Here is a 14635-nt window from a genome sequence, read left to right on the forward strand (position 1 = left end):
CGGGCGGCATTGAGCGACTGCTCGACAAGTTCCGCCAAGGGGATGACACTGGCGCGCAATTTTGTAAAGCTAGTCGGCATGACCCAGGTGCAGAGCGACAGCGGCGTGCTGGCCGGCGACGAACGCATGCTCATCGACGGTGAACTCCAATACACCGGCAGCGGTGCGAAATTCGACGTGATCCACCCGGCCACCGAAGAGGTCGCCGGCCAGGCCAGCGACGGCACGGTGGCCGATGTCGAGAAGGCCGTCGGCGCCGCGCGGCGGGCGTTCGACGAAACCGACTGGAGCCGTGACGTCGAGTTCCGCCACCACTGCCTGATGCAGCTGCACGAGGCCCTGGAAGCCGACAAGGAACGGCTGCGCCGGATCCTGGTGACCGAGGTCGGCTGTCCCGTCACCGTGACCGGCAGCCAGATCGAGGACCCGATCGGCGAGGTCAAGCACTGGGCCGAGCATGGCAAGAACTTCGAGTACGTCGTCGACACCGGCGTGCACCAGACCCAGCTGGGACCGGCACGGCGCAAGATCGCCTATGAGCCGGTCGGTGTGGTCGGGGCGATCACACCGTGGAACGTGCCGTTCTACCTCAACATCGCCGAGACCGTTCCCGCGTTGATGGCAGGCAACACCGTCGTGCTCAAGCCGGCCCAGCTGACGCCGTGGTCGGGTACCGAGCTCGGGCGCATCGTCGCCGAGCACACCGATATCCCGGCGGGTGTGTTCAACGTCGTGGTCTCGAACGCCAACGAGGTCGGTGCCGCGCTGTCGGCCGATCCGCGGGTCGACATGATCACGTTCACCGGGTCCACCGCGACCGGGCGCGCGATCCTGGCCGCCGGTGCGCCGACGGTCAAGAAGACGCTGCTGGAGCTCGGCGGCAAGTCCGCCCACATCGTGCTCGACGACGCTGATCTCAACTCCGCGCTGCCGATCGCGGCGATGATGGCCTGCGTGATGAGCGGGCAGTCCTGCATCCTGCCCAGCCGTATCCTGCTCCCCCGAAGCCGCTACGACGAAGGCATCGAGATTCTCAAGGGCGCCATGGAGAACTTCCCGGTCGGCGACCCGTGGACACCCGGCATCATGCAGGGCCCGCAGATCAGCGCGACCCAGCGCGAAAAGGTGCTGGGGCTCATCACATCCGGACTCGACTCGGGGGCCCGGCTCGTCACCGGCGGCGGCGTGCCCGAGAGCCTGCCCACCGGCTATTACGTCGCGCCCACCCTGCTGGCCGACGTCGATCCCGACGCCCGCGTCGCGCAGGAGGAGATCTTCGGTCCGGTGCTGACGGTGACTCCGTACGACACCGACGACGACGCCGTTGCCATCGCCAACAACTCGATCTACGGCCTGTCCGGCGAGGTCTCCTCCACCGACCTCGACCGGGCGTTCGCGATCGCGCGACGGATCCGCACCGGAAACGTCACGATCAACAGCCGCAGCCATTTCGGGATCAACAGCCCGTTCGGCGGCACCAAGCAGAGCGGCCTCGGCAGGCGCAACGGCGAGGAAGGGTTCAAGGAGTACTTCGAGTCCAAGACCATCGGGATGCCCGACTAGTGGACGTGCAGCGGCTTGCCGACGAGTTGGCGATCTCGGCCCTGCTGACCCGCTACGCCCGCGGGGTCGACTCAAAAGACTGGGACACCTACCGGTCGGTGTTCACCGAGGACGCCCACATCGACTACACCTCGGCCGGTGCCATCGCAGGCAGCCGCGACGAGGTGGCCGACTGGCTGGCCGCCGGTTTCGCGGCGATCCCGTGGACGATGCACTACATCACCAACATCGACACGCAGATCGACGGCGACACCGCGACCGTGCGGGCGATGTTCTACAACCCCATGCAGTTGCCGGGCATGTCGGAGATGAGTGCATGCGGCGGCTACTACCACCACGAACTGGTGCGCACCGCCGACGGCTGGCGCAGCCGCAGTCTCCGCGAGGAGAACCTGTGGTTCACCAACGCGCCGGCGCGGGCCTAGCTCATCGAGCGCCGAGGTGCTCAGCCGTCGGGGCACCGTAGGCCGCGCGCATCCGGCGGCGCCGATCCAACTCTCGAATGACGAAGAACAGCGCCAAGATCAGCATGCCCTTGCCTGCGAGCTCGGCACCCACCGTCGAGATCACCCGCGCCGCCCTCGGCGACAACTCCACCTGGGACAGCACGCAGTAAACCATGAGCGGCACGCCGCCCAGACAACGCAGCAGCACGGCCGACCGCCCGGCAATCTGCTCGAAATATGCTGCCCCCAAAGCTAATATCGCGAACGCAGCCACCACAGCGGTCCACGTCCAGGTGTTCGTGATCGACACATGCCGGACCGCGAAAAGATGGACCAACGCGAGGGTGAGCGCACCGCTCATCACGATGACTGCCAGCGCGGCGAATATGGCCGCCTTACCGACCGAACCGTGATTGCGCTCCACCCATTTCGCGATGAACGAGAACGCCTTGTTGGGCATTCCTCCGACAACCGACGGCTCAGCGGGGGCGTGGCGTGCCCTCACCAACCGCGCGATCACCCGCCGGGTGTGGTCGACCGGATGGATGAAGCCATGGACTTCGGCGATCATCGCGACGACGTTCTGCCGCGTCAGCACCTGATCCTCGCCCACCGGCACCGCCCTCGAGTCCGGCGTCTCCTGGAGGTGCCCGGTGACGTTGCACCAGTACAGCATCCGCATCTCGGGGTCGTAGACGACACCGATGACGGGAACGTTGGTGGTTCGCCAGATCTCGGCGTGCTTTCCGACCGGGATCGCATACCCGAACGATCTGCGATACGTACTCCCCGACTTCACTTGAACGGCGATGTGGGCCCCGGTCGGACGGCCGTCCTCTACCAATTGGACGTACAGATCCAGGCCGTGGTCCTTTGTGCCGTCCACTTGATGAACAATGTGCCCCGCCGCCTCGAGCAGGGCGACAACGGCGTTCACCCCCGCACGCTCGACACCGAGATTGGCCCTTCGCCGAACCATCGCTCCCCCTCCGCACGTTGCGCACAACGATACGAACGAAGACCGACAAGCGGTGTGAAGCCTCAGCCCTCGGCTGCCAACTGACCGCAGGCCGCGGCGATCTCGCGGCCACGGGTATCGCGCACCGTGCACGACACGCCCCGCTCGCGTACCCGCTTGACGAATTCGCGCTCGACCGGCTTGGGGCTGGCATCCCATTCGCTGCCCGGTGTCGGGTTCAGTGGGATGAGGTTGACGTGTACAAGCGGCCCAAGTGCGGCGTGCAGCTTCTTGCCGAGAAGGTCTGCGCGCCAAGGCTGGTCGTTGACATCGCGGATCAACGCGTACTCGACGGACACGCGGCGACCGGTGACGTCGGCGTAATACCGGGCGGCATCGAGAACTTCGTGGACCGGCCATCTGTTGTTGACCGGGACGAGCGTGTCGCGCAGCTCGTCGTCGGGCGTGTGCAGTGACACCGCGAGGGTGACGCCGAGGCGCTCGTCGGCCAGCTTGCGGATCGCGGGCGCCAGACCGACGGTCGACACCGTCACCGACCGGGCGCTGATCCCGAAGCCGTTGGGCGACGGTGCGGTGATCCTGCGGACGGCGGCGAGCACGCGGTTGTAGTTGGCCAGCGGCTCCCCCATGCCCATGAAGACGATGTTCGACAACCGTCCGTCATGTTCATTGCGCATCGCGGCCGACGCCGAGCGGACCTGTTCGAGGATCTCGGCGGTCGACAGGTTGCGCTTGAGTCCGCCCTGGCCCGTCGCGCAGAACGGGCAGGCCATGCCGCAGCCGGCCTGCGACGAGATGCACACCGTGTTGCGCTGCGGGTACCGCATGAGCACGGATTCGAACGTCGTCCCGTCAACCGCACGCCACAGCGTCTTGCGCGTCTCACCGGCATCGCACTGGATTTCGCGGGCCGGCGAGATCAGCGTCGGGAACAGCGCTTCGGCCACCTGGTCGCGCACCGCGGCGGGCAGGTCGGTCATCTGCTGCGGGTCGGCGATCAGCCTGCCGTAGTACTGATTGGCGAGCTGCTTGGCCCGAAACGCCGGAAGCCCGAGTTCAGTGACCGCGGCCGCACGCCCGGCTTCGTCGAGGTCGGCAAGGTGCCGCGGCGGCATGGCGCGGCGCGGGGCATCGAAGATCAAAGGCAGGGATCCGGGCATGATGAAACACCAGTATCTCACCCGGCGCCCGGTGCTCGCTCACGCCAGCAGCGACAGCACGATCCACGTGGCGACGGCCGAGGGCAGCACCGAGTCGATGCGGTCCATGATGCCGCCGTGACCGGGTAGCAGCGTGCCCATGTCTTTGATCCCGAGATCGCGTTTGACCTGGGATTCGACGAGGTCGCCGAGGGTTCCGGTGATCACCAGCATGATCCCGAGCGGGATGCCGACCCACGCCGGTTTGTCGAGCAGGAACTGCACGGCAAGTACCGACACGACGATGCCGAGCACGAGCGAGCCGCACAGCCCTTCCCAGGATTTCTTGGGGCTGATCGCGGGCACCATCGGATGCTTGCCGAACAGCACGCCGGCCGTGTAGCCGCCGACGTCGGAGGCCACCACGCCGAGCATGAGACAGAACACGCGGCCGGCACCGTCGTCCGGGTAGATCAGCAGTGCGCCGAACGCGCCGAACAGCGGTATCCACGCCGCGAGGAACACCGTGACCGAGACATCGCGCAGGTAGTTCGCCGGGGCGGTCGACAACCCGCCGCCCAGCAGCCGCCAGATGAGACACAGCACCACGGTGCCGCCGAAGGCGCCCAACGCGCCTGCCGCCCCGAATGGCCAGGTCAGCCACACGATGGCCTGGCCGCCGAGCAGCAGCGGCACCACCGGGATCGAAAACCCGCCGTCGCGCAACCGGCGGACGACCTCGTGCGTGGCGACCGCCATGGCGACGGCGACCACCGCGACCCAGACGTGCGGTGCGAACAGCAGTATGGCGATGATGGAGCCGCCGAGCGCCACCCCGACGGCGATGGCCGCCGGCAGGTTGCGACCGGCGCGGGACTGCTTCTTCGGCGGTTCTCCGACCGGTGTGCTTGCCACGGATCCTGCTTGCTGATCGGTCACTAGACCTCCAGCAGCTCGCCTTCTTTGTGCTTGACCAGTTCGTCGATCTGATTGGTGTAGGTGTGGGTCGACTTGTCGAGTTCCTTCTCGGCCCGGCCCACCTCGTCCTCGCCGGCCTCGCCGTCCTTCTTGATGCGGCTGAGTTCTTCCATCGCCTTGCGGCGGATGTTGCGAACCGACACCTTGGCGTCCTCGCCCTTGGACTTGGCCTGCTTGACCAGGTCGCGACGACGTTCTTCGGTCAACTGCGGGATGGCCACCCGGATGATGTTGCCGTCGTTGCTGGGGTTGACGCCGAGGTCGGAGTTGCGGATCGCGTCCTCGATGTTCCGCAGCTGAGAAGCCTCGTACGGCTTGATGACGACCATGCGCGCCTCGGGCACGTTGATGCTCGCGAGCTGCGTGATCGGCGTCATCGCGCCGTAGTAGTCGATGTTGATGCGGGAGAACATGCCGGGGTTGGCCCGGCCGGTACGAATCGACGCCAAGTCGTCGCGGGCCACGGTCACGGCCTTTTCCATCTTCTCCTCGGCGTCGAAGAGAGTCTCGTCGATCACTGTTCTTTCTCCCGTCAGGTGGTGACCAGTGTTCCGATCTTCTCACCCGCCACCGCACGAGCGATATTGCCGTCGGTCAGGAGATTGAACACCAGGATCGGCATGCCGTTGTCCATGCAGAGACTGAACGCCGTCGCATCGGCGACCTTGAGTCCGCGATCGATGACCTCGCGGTGGGTGATCGCCGTCAGCAGCTCGGCATTGGGGTCCTCGCGCGGGTCGGCGGTGAACACGCCGTCGACCGCCTTGGCCATCAGCACGACCTCGGCGCCGATCTCCAAGGCACGCTGGGCAGCCGTGGTGTCGGTGGAGAAGTACGGCAGGCCCATGCCTGCGCCGAAGATGACGACGCGGCCCTTTTCCAGGTGGCGTACCGCCCGCAGCGGTATGTACGGCTCGGCGACCTGACCCATGGTGATGGCCGTCTGCACGCGGGTGTCGATACCTTCCTTCTGCAGAAAGTCCTGCAGGGCAAGGCTGTTCATGACGGTACCGAGCATGCCCATGTAATCGGACCGGGTGCGCTCCATGCCGCGCTGTTGCAGCTGGGCACCGCGGAAGAAGTTGCCGCCGCCGATGACAACCGCGATCTGAGCGCCGCTGCGGACGACTTCGGCGATCTGGCGCGCGACCAGGGCGACGACGTCGGGGTCGAGCCCGACCTGTCCGCCGCCGAACATTTCCCCGCCGAGTTTCAGCAGCACCCGCGAATAGAGCGGTCGAATAGGTGCTGCCTGGCCGGCGACATTCGGATCCGCCATCGCTCTCCTCGGCACTCCTCGCATTAGAGAGCCATCCCGGCGATTGCCCAGGACGGCAACTCCATCCTGCCCTATGTCGGGGCTTTCGCGTTGCCGGGGGGAGCCGAGTGTCGCCGGCCGGCCGGGACTAACCGAGGTGGGCCTGCAGCAACCAGGCGGCGACCGACTTGCGGCCGTTGCCCTCGTCGCGGATGTCGAGACCTGCGAAATCCCTGAAGTTCACGAATTCCGGTGGCACGTTGGCGTGGATGCGGGCCGGGCGGATGTCGTCGATCACCCAGTACTTGCCGACGATGTCGCGTAGTTCGTCGTCGCTGACCGGGTTGGCCGGCCCGGTGTCGCCCATGGTGGCCTTGTCGAATACGAGGACGAAGTACGACGCGCCGGGCGCGGCAGCGCGCACGATCGACTGCTGGTAGCCCTCGCGGAGTTCGACGGGCATGGAGTGGAAGAGCGTGCTGTCGACGATCGTGCCGAAGCGGCGGTCATATCCGGTGAACGAACTGATGTCGGCGACGTCGAAGCTGGCGTTGGTCAAACCCCGCTTGGCGGCCTCGGCACGGGCGAGTTCGATTGCGGTCGGCGACTGGTCGAGCCCGACCGTCGTGAAGCCGCGCTCGGCCAGGTACAGCGCGGTGGCGGCTTCGCCGCAGCCGGCGTCGAGCACGTCGCCGTGGAACTTGCCCGCTTCGATGAGCGCGGCGATCTCGGGCTGGGGCTCGCCGATGCTCCAGGGCGGCCGGACGCCCGCGAACTCCGAAGCTTCACCGCGGTATGCAGATTCGAAGATGTCCTGTGGTGTGGTCATGTGTCCGGTATATCAACCTGGTTGATATGTGTCAATATGCTTGATATGAGTGACTTTCTTGAGGAGCAGCCTCTCGGCTACCTGATGTATCGCGTGGTCGCGGTACTGCAACCCAAGGTCGCCGCGCAGCTGCAGCCGCTGGGGTTGACGTTGCCCGAGTTCGTCTGCCTGCGGATCCTGTCGATGGCCCCCGGGCAGTCCAACGCCGAGCTCGCGCGCCACACCAACGTCTCCCCGCAGGCCATGAACAACGTTTTGCGCGGACTGCAGGACAAGGGTGCGGTGCGGCGGCCGGACACCGTCACGTCCGGCCGCGCCCTGCCCGCCGAGCTGACGCCGGAAGGGGCCGCACTGCTCAAGCGCGCCGAGGCCGCGGTGCTTGCCACCGAAGCGGATGTTCTCGCCAGCCTCACCGTCGACCAGCGGCGGGAACTCAAACGCCTGTTGGCGCACGCCGTGGACTGAGCGCCGAACGCCACGAATCCCCCGGTTCCCTTGGGAATCGGGGGATTTCGCAGCTGCCGCGGGCTAGCGGATGGGCTCCACCCGCTTGATCAGCAGCCCGAAGCACAGCGCCCCGGCCACCACGACGACGCCGGTGAGCACCAATGGGAACTCGAACGAACCGGTCGCGCCGTACAGTGCGCCGATCACGATCGGGCTGAGGGCGCTTCCGATGTTGGAGAAGAAGTTCTGCGTGGCACCCAAGCTGGCAACCGTGCTGGAGTCGACGACGTCGGCCGGCAGGCACCAGATCGTGACGATCGTGAACGCCGAGGCCGCATACGAGATCGACATCAGCGTCAGCGCCTGCCAGGCCTGCGGTGCGACGGCAGCGAGGGCGATCACCGAGCACACCAGCATGCCGCCGACGAGGCAGGTCTTGCGGACGCGATTGAGAGACCAGCCACGCGCCAGTAGGTAATCGCCCACGAATCCGCCGATCCAGCTGCCGAGGATGGCCGCGAGCGGCGGGATCATCCCGAAGACACCGAGTTTCAGCAGGTCGAATCCACGCTCCTCCACCAGGTACGACGGGAACCAGGTCAGGAAGAACGTGATCATGAAGTTGAGGCAGAAGAAGCCGAGCATCATGCCCCACACCGTGCGGCGGCGGAAGAGTTCGACGAGCCGCATGGGCTTGGCGGTGGGATCGAGGTTGGTCGCGGCCTGCTCCTTGTGGCTTTCGTGAATGATCGCGAGTTCGGCTTCGTTGACCGCCGACATGACCTCAGGACGCCGGTACCACGCCCACCAGCCGATCGCCCAGAGCACGCCGAGCGCACCGGCGAACAGGAACGCCGCGCGCCACCCCCACAGGCCGATGATCAGGGCGATCAGCGGTGTCGCGGCGGCACTGCCGATACGGGCACCGCTGTCGTAGACCGATGTGGCGCGGCTGCGCAGCCGCAGCGGGAACCAGTGCGACACCGTCTTGGCGGCCGCCGGGTAGGCGCCGGCCTCACCCACACCGAGGCCCAACCGCAACCCCAGCAATGCGCCGAAGCTGTTCACCACGCCGGTCGCGCCGGTGAACAGCGACCAGACCAGCACCGAGGCACCGAACATCACGCGTTCGCCGAACCGGTCGATCAGCCGGCCCGCCGGAATCTGCATGAGCGCATAGCTCCACGAGAACGCGCTGAGAATGAGGCCTTTCTCGGTCGGTGTGAGGTGGAAGTCCTCGGTCATGAACGGCAGGCTCACCGACACCGCGGATCGGTCGATGTAGTTGATCGCGAGACCGACCGCACAGAAGACCGCGACGGCCCATCGGATCCGGGTCGCTCGACTGCGACCGCCTGGCGCCGGGTCGGGTTCTCTGCCGGGTTTACCGTGCGTCATTGCCGGTGTGCTGGTCATTGTCGTCGAGCCTCCAGGATCAGAACTTCGTGATTGTTTCGCTCATCTGCAGTGAGGGGATGCCGCGGGTGCGCTGTGGTGCGCGACACAATCACATTGTCAGATCGCCATGATTGAACCAATCATCGCGATTGTCAATAGGCGTTGCCTGTGGAGCTTGTGCGCAGTTTTCGCGCACACAACACATTTAGACTCCGCTTATGTGCGCGATTCGCGCATCTAACGTTGACTTGCGCACATCGCGCATGTAGCGTTTGGCTCGTGACACAGCCCACAGATCCGGACGCCGAGCCGTTCGACGGCGGCGATGACGGCATCGTCCGCCGACGCGATGTACGTGGCGCGAAGCGTCGTGAGCAGATCCTGAATCTGCTGCAGACCGTCGAGTCGGGTTCACTGAGCGTCGAGGAGATCGCCGAACGATTCGGCGTCTCGTTCGCGACCGTGCGCCGTGATCTGGCCCGGCTACACCAGGACCGCCATATCACCCGAACCTACGGCGGCGTGGCGTTGACGGTGCCCACCGAGCTGTCGATCCACCAGCGCCACCTGGAGTTCACCCGGGAGAAGGACGCGATCGGGCGGCTCGCCGCCGAGTCCGTCGCGGACGGCGCGGTCGTGATCGTCGACGCAGGCACCACCACCGAGTTCGTGGCCAGGTACCTCGACGCCGAGGACCTCACGGTGTTCACCAACGGCATCGGCGCGATCAACATCCTGATGCGCAAGGAGGACGTCTCGGTGGTCGTGCTCGGTGGCCGGCTGCGCAGGGTCAACGAGACCATCAGCGGGGCCGAAGCCGAGCACATGTTGCGCGCGGTCGTCGCCGACTATGCGTTCATCGGCGCCGACGCGGTGCACCCCCGGTACGGCGTCGCCTCGCGCACGCTCGAACAGAGCCGGCTCAAAACGCTGATGATGCAACGGGCCAGACAGACGATCGTGGTCGCCGATCACCGCAAGCTCGGAACCGACCAGTTCAGCTACTGGTCGGAACTCCCGGCGCAGTGGCGGTTCATCACCGACGACGGCGCCGAATCCGAAGCCCCCGCAACCGCCCTCGACGAACTGCGCCGGATCGGCGCACACATCGAACTCGCGCATCCGCTGCGCGCCCTGACCGACACCGCCGACGAGAGAGGCACCCAGTCGTGACGACCGCCACGTCGCAATCACGCGACATCGCAAGCACTTCCGAGTCCCAGACCTTCCGCCAGGCGGTTCTGTACCAACCCAACGACATGCGCATCGAGCATTCGCCGATGCCGGTGCTGCAGCCCGGCGACGTCCTGCTGCGCGTCGACGCGGCCCTGTTGTGCGGCACCGACGTCCGGATCTTCGAGGGCCGCAAACAGAAGAACGTCACCTTCCCGTCGGTGCTGGGCCACGAGTTCGCCGGCACCGTCGTCGACGCCAACGGACCGCTGCCCGACGGGGTCGGGATGGGTGACCAGGTCGCGGTCTATCCGCTCGTCACGTGTGGTTCGTGCACGGCATGCCGCCGCGGTCACGAGAACATCTGCCGCAACCGCCGGGCGTTCGGATACCAGCTGACGGGTGGATTGTCCCAGTACGTCCACGTGCCTGCCGTCGCGCGACAGAATCTCGTGCCGGTGCCCGGCGTTCCGGCCACGCAGGCCGCCATCATCGAACCGGTGGCCTGCGCCTACAACGGCCAGCAGCTCGCCGGGATGTCGAAGGCCCAGACGGCGCTGATCGTCGGCTGCGGGCCCCTCGGCCTCATTCACACGGGCCTCGCGAAGAGTTTCGGCGTGGAGAAGGTCGCCGCGGTGGACCCGATCGCCGGACGTCGGTCGATGGCCACCCGGTTCGGTGCCGACCTGGTGCTGGAGCCGGGTCCCGACACCGCCGCCGCGCTCGACGACTTCACCGACGGCGGCATCGACGTACTCGTCATGGCCATCGGCCGGATCGACGCGCTGACACCGTATTTGGGCAGTCTGGCGCCGGGTGCCCGGGTGTCGGTGTTCGCCGGATTCGGCGCCGACGCCGACCTCGCGGTGTCGGCCAACGATGTGCACTACAACGAATGGACCATCGTCGGCGCGTCGTCGTGCCGGCTGGACGGGTTTCACGCCGTCGCGCCGATGGTCGCCTCGGGGCAACTCCCCGTTGCCGAACTGATCGGCACGCAGCTGCCCCTGGACCGCGCCGTAGAGGCGATCGCGCTGGCCGGTTCCGGTGCCGACATGCGCGTCGGCGTCGATCCCTGGGCCTGAGCAACCGGCCCGCCCCACGCCCCCACACAAGGAGAACGAAGTATGACAACGACATTCACACCCGCATTCGACATCAACCGATCCGGCACCACGCCCGCGCTCGGCCGCGAGTTGCGGCTGCGCCGGCTCTTCGCGGCCGACGGTCGCACCGTGACGGTCGCGCTCGATCAGGCCGTGCCGCGCGGTGTGGCTCCGCGGCTGGCCAACATCGGGCCGACCTTCGACAGCATCGCCGACGGTGAGCCCGACGCGGTCACCATCACCAAGGGGCTTGCGGGCCCGCTGTTCGGCGGACGCGCCACACCCATGCCCTGGATCCTCAAGGCCTCGATGTTCTCCGTGGAGTTCCATCCCACCTACGACGCCACCATCGGAACCGTCCACGACGCGATCCGGCTCGGTGCGGACGCGGTGGCCGTCGGGATCTCGGCCGGATCGTCGAATCAGGTTGCGATGTTCGAGATGCTCACCAAGGTCGTCGAGGAGGCCCACACCTGGGGTCTCCCGGTGGTGTGCCACGCCTACCCGTCCGGCGAATTGTGGGGCGACCGAAAAGGTTCCACCGAGTCGGTGCTGTACGCCTCTCGGGCCGCCGCCGAGCTCGGCACCGACATCGTCAAGACCTGGTACACCGGTTCGACCGCCGAGTTCGCCAAGGTCGTCGAGGGCACGCCCGCGATCGTCGTCGCGGCGGGCGGCGCGCCGGCTCCCAGCCCGCTCGATGTGCTCAAGCAGGCCGCCTCGGTCGTCGAGGCCGGCGGTCATGGCATGACCGCGGGCCGCAACATCTGGCAGGCCGCGGATCCGGCGAAGATGGTCAATGCGCTCAAGGCCGTCATCCACGGCGGCGACGCGCCCGAGGTCGCCGCCAAGCTGCTGGACTGACGTTCCCGTGGCCTACCTGGGAATCGATGTCGGCACCTCGGCCACCAAGGCCGTCGTAATCGACTCGGATGGAACGGTTCTCGCCCGGTCCCGGGTGCCGCACCCGTCAGCGCGCGGGTGCGGCCCCGGCCGGGCGGATCCGGCCGCGTGGCGCAGCAGCGTCATCGCCACCGTCAGGACCGTCGTGGAGACACTCGGGACGAACGCCCCTGCGGTCACCGGCGTCGGTCTGGACACCCACTGCCCCACCGCATTACTGCTCGACGCGTCCGGGCGGCCGCTGACCGCCGGTGTCACGTGGGACCATCCGGGTTTGGCCGGCCCCACCGCGGATCTGATCAACGCGCTCAGTCCGGACGAAATACGGCTCGTGGGCAATCATCTGATGCCTGCGACCGCGATGGGCGCGGCATACCGCTTGCTGCAGTCCATCGAATCCGAAGCCCTCAGCGCGGCAACCACATTCGGACTCGCCGGAACGTGGTTGGGCCAATGGTTGACCGGGCAACGGGCCATCGACCCGACGCAGGCCTCCTACACCGCGCTGATGTCGAGCACAGACGGCAGCTGCCGCTGGCTGACCGACGTCCTGGCCCGCTTCGGCGTGCCGGCACACCAGCTGCCGCCGATCAAGCCGTCGTTGAGCGTGCTGGGCCTGCTCACCCGCGGCGCGTCGGAAATCCTCGGGCTCCCCCACGGCATTCCGGTGCTCGTGGGCTCGGGCGACACTCCCGCCGCCTCGTACGCTCTGGGCGCCGCACCGGGCGGCCGACCGCTGTTCATCATGGGCACCACCCATGTGGTGTCGAACGCGCTGGCCGAGCCCGACCCGAGGGCGTTGGCCTTGCAACGCTCCGACGTCCGGACCGGGCAATGGCTCATCAACGGGGTGATCAACGGCGGCGACGCGCTGGCCGACGGCGCCGCGAGGCTCGGATTCGGCACGGGCGACGCGGCAGTCGCCCGCCTCGTCACGGCCGCATTCAAAGCCGGCCCGGCCGACGCGGACGCTCCGGTATTCATCCCGCACACCCGGCCGGAGCGCGGCCCACTGTGGTTCGACGAACCGCGAACGGCGCTCGTTGGCCTCGATGCGCAAACGCCTGCGCCCGTCGCGGCCCGGGGCGTGGTCGAAGGCGTCCTGTTCGCCGACCGCATGATCATCGAGTCGTGCGTCGGCGCCGACCAGCGCACCCTCTACGTCAGCGGCGCGTTCGGTGACGAGCCCGCGCTGCCGCAGCTGCTCGCCGACGTCCTTGACCGCGACATCCTCGTGGTCGACGAAAGTCACCTGCCCGCGCTCGGAGCGGCCGCCATGTGCGGCGAGGTCCTCGACGGTCGGGTCATGACGCCCCCGCAAACCCGTCGCGTATCGCCGCGCGCCGAATGGCGCGAGGCCGTGGCCGAGCGGTGGGACCGCTATCGCGACGTATGGTGCACAGTCACAGGTGTCGCACCGCTCGACACCCTCGACGAGGCAAAGACAAGGAATCTCTGTTGACGATCTACGTGTCGAGACTGCTCACCGACCGCGCCATGGCTCATCTCGATTCACTGGGTGTGCCGGTGCGCGTCGGTGGCGAAGAACCGCCGAGGCGGGCCGACCTCGAGGCCGGGATCGCGGGCGCCACCGCGGCCGTCGTCACGCTGACCGAACGGATCGATGCCGCGCTGCTCGCCACGGCAGGTGACCAGCTCAAGGTCGTGGCCAACGTCGCCGTCGGTTACGACAACATCGACGTACCCGCCGCAACGGCGGCCGGCGTCACGGTCACCAACACGCCAGGGGTGCTCGACCGGGCCACCGCCGACCACACGTTCGCGCTGATCTTGGCCGCGACGCGCCGCGTGGTCGACGGCGACCGATTTCTGCGGTCCCGCCGGGAATGGGTGTGGGGGCCCCGCATGCTCGTGGGGCTCGACGTCAGCGCCGGTGCCACCCTCGGCATCCTGGGCTACGGCCGGATCGGCAAGGCCGTCGCGAAGCGCGCACAAGCCTTCGACATGACAGTGCTGGCCACCGCACGCAGCCGACAGCCCGGCACCGAGGAGGACGGTGTCCGGTTCGTCGACACCGACACGCTGCTCGCCGAAAGTGACGTGCTGAGTGTGCTCACCCCGCTGACGCCGCAGACCCGCCATCTGATCGACGCGGACGCCCTGGCGAAGATGAAACCGACCGCCTACCTGATCAACACCGCGCGGGGCGGAGTGGTCGACGAATCGGCTCTGATGGCGGCTCTGCACGAAAACCGGCTCCGCGGCGCCGCGCTCGACGTCTTCGAAAACGAACCCGACGTCGACCCGGCGCTGCTCGATACGCCGAACCTCGTGCTCACTCCACACATCGCCAGTGCGGGCGAGGCGACACGAGACGCGATGGGTATCCTCGCAGTCGACAATGCCGCCGCGGTTCTCGCCGGGAAACCGGCGCTTACCCCTGTTCGATAGCACC

Annotated in this window: 15 protein-coding genes; 8 read left to right on the forward strand and 7 right to left on the reverse strand. The window is 67.3% G+C overall.

What is annotated here, in order from left to right; translation table 11 throughout:
• Positions 1–78 precede the first annotated feature (78 nt).
• A complete protein-coding gene (locus ACOI2T_RS22555; RefSeq protein WP_409503626.1) occupies positions 79–1563 on the forward strand; it encodes an aldehyde dehydrogenase family protein in 1485 nt (494 codons plus the stop codon).
• Complete coding sequence (locus ACOI2T_RS22560; protein WP_067852328.1) at positions 1563–1988, forward strand: nuclear transport factor 2 family protein; 426 nt, start codon at positions 1563–1565, stop codon at positions 1986–1988. The genes ACOI2T_RS22555 and ACOI2T_RS22560 overlap by 1 nt, the downstream gene beginning before the upstream one ends.
• Position 1989: 1 nt before the next feature.
• Here ACOI2T_RS22560 and ACOI2T_RS22565 read toward each other — a convergent pair whose 3' ends face one another.
• From ACOI2T_RS22565 to ACOI2T_RS22590, 6 genes are all read right to left on the reverse strand, one after another.
• Positions 1990–2988: a DUF4365 domain-containing protein gene (locus ACOI2T_RS22565; RefSeq protein WP_409503627.1), complete on the reverse strand. Its 999-nt coding sequence runs from the start codon at positions 2986–2988 to the stop codon at positions 1990–1992.
• Between the two features lie 62 nt (positions 2989–3050).
• Positions 3051–4148 carry a dual-specificity RNA methyltransferase RlmN gene (gene rlmN, locus ACOI2T_RS22570; RefSeq protein WP_409503628.1) on the reverse strand — a complete coding sequence of 366 codons (1098 nt, stop codon included), beginning with the start codon at positions 4146–4148 and terminating at the stop codon, positions 3051–3053.
• A 39-nt stretch (positions 4149–4187) separates the two neighbouring features.
• The gene (locus ACOI2T_RS22575; RefSeq protein ID WP_409503629.1) at positions 4188–5066 is read right to left on the reverse strand and encodes a phosphatidate cytidylyltransferase; all 879 of its coding nucleotides are present in this window, start codon (positions 5064–5066) and stop codon (positions 4188–4190) included.
• A complete protein-coding gene (gene frr, locus ACOI2T_RS22580) occupies positions 5066–5623 on the reverse strand; it encodes a ribosome recycling factor (protein ID WP_067852322.1) in 558 nt (185 codons plus the stop codon). Before frr ends, ACOI2T_RS22575 begins: the two co-directional genes overlap by 1 nt.
• A gap of 14 nt (positions 5624–5637) precedes the next feature.
• The gene (gene pyrH, locus ACOI2T_RS22585; RefSeq protein ID WP_067852321.1) at positions 5638–6384 is read right to left on the reverse strand and encodes a UMP kinase; all 747 of its coding nucleotides are present in this window, start codon (positions 6382–6384) and stop codon (positions 5638–5640) included.
• A gap of 127 nt (positions 6385–6511) precedes the next feature.
• Positions 6512–7192, reverse strand: coding sequence for a class I SAM-dependent methyltransferase (locus tag ACOI2T_RS22590; RefSeq protein WP_409503630.1), 681 nt, complete (start codon positions 7190–7192; stop codon positions 6512–6514).
• A gap of 36 nt (positions 7193–7228) precedes the next feature.
• Here ACOI2T_RS22590 and ACOI2T_RS22595 point away from each other — a divergent pair, with 36 nt between their 5' ends.
• Entirely contained in the window at positions 7229–7657 is a 429-nt protein-coding gene (locus ACOI2T_RS22595) for a MarR family winged helix-turn-helix transcriptional regulator (RefSeq protein WP_067852318.1), read from the forward strand.
• 63 nt (positions 7658–7720) lie between these two features.
• On the opposite strand, the gene ACOI2T_RS22600 is transcribed toward ACOI2T_RS22595, so the two are convergent.
• The gene (locus ACOI2T_RS22600) at positions 7721–9055 is read right to left on the reverse strand and encodes an MFS transporter (protein ID WP_409503631.1); all 1335 of its coding nucleotides are present in this window, start codon (positions 9053–9055) and stop codon (positions 7721–7723) included.
• A gap of 261 nt (positions 9056–9316) precedes the next feature.
• Between ACOI2T_RS22600 and ACOI2T_RS22605 the strand changes: the two genes are divergently transcribed.
• The 5 genes from ACOI2T_RS22605 to ACOI2T_RS22625 are packed head-to-tail and all read left to right on the forward strand — an operon-like array spanning position 9317 to position 14631.
• The gene (locus ACOI2T_RS22605) at positions 9317–10210 is read left to right on the forward strand and encodes a DeoR/GlpR family DNA-binding transcription regulator (protein WP_421874365.1); all 894 of its coding nucleotides are present in this window, start codon (positions 9317–9319) and stop codon (positions 10208–10210) included.
• Positions 10207–11295, forward strand: a complete 1089-nt coding sequence (locus ACOI2T_RS22610; protein WP_409503632.1) for an alcohol dehydrogenase catalytic domain-containing protein — start codon at positions 10207–10209, stop codon at positions 11293–11295. The genes ACOI2T_RS22605 and ACOI2T_RS22610 overlap by 4 nt, the downstream gene beginning before the upstream one ends.
• A 42-nt stretch (positions 11296–11337) precedes the next feature.
• Positions 11338–12180, forward strand: coding sequence for a class I fructose-bisphosphate aldolase (locus ACOI2T_RS22615; RefSeq protein WP_067852315.1), 843 nt, complete (start codon positions 11338–11340; stop codon positions 12178–12180).
• 7 nt (positions 12181–12187) lie between these two features.
• Positions 12188–13681: a xylulokinase gene (locus ACOI2T_RS22620; protein ID WP_409503633.1), complete on the forward strand. Its 1494-nt coding sequence runs from the start codon at positions 12188–12190 to the stop codon at positions 13679–13681.
• The gene (locus ACOI2T_RS22625) at positions 13678–14631 is read left to right on the forward strand and encodes a 2-hydroxyacid dehydrogenase (protein WP_409503634.1); all 954 of its coding nucleotides are present in this window, start codon (positions 13678–13680) and stop codon (positions 14629–14631) included. The genes ACOI2T_RS22620 and ACOI2T_RS22625 overlap by 4 nt, the downstream gene beginning before the upstream one ends.
• Positions 14632–14635: the final 4 nt, after the last annotated feature.

The organism is Mycolicibacterium wolinskyi str. Jessa 2025 (assembly GCF_049241375.1).
Classification (GTDB): Bacteria; Actinomycetota; Actinomycetes; order Mycobacteriales; family Mycobacteriaceae; genus Mycobacterium; species Mycobacterium wolinskyi.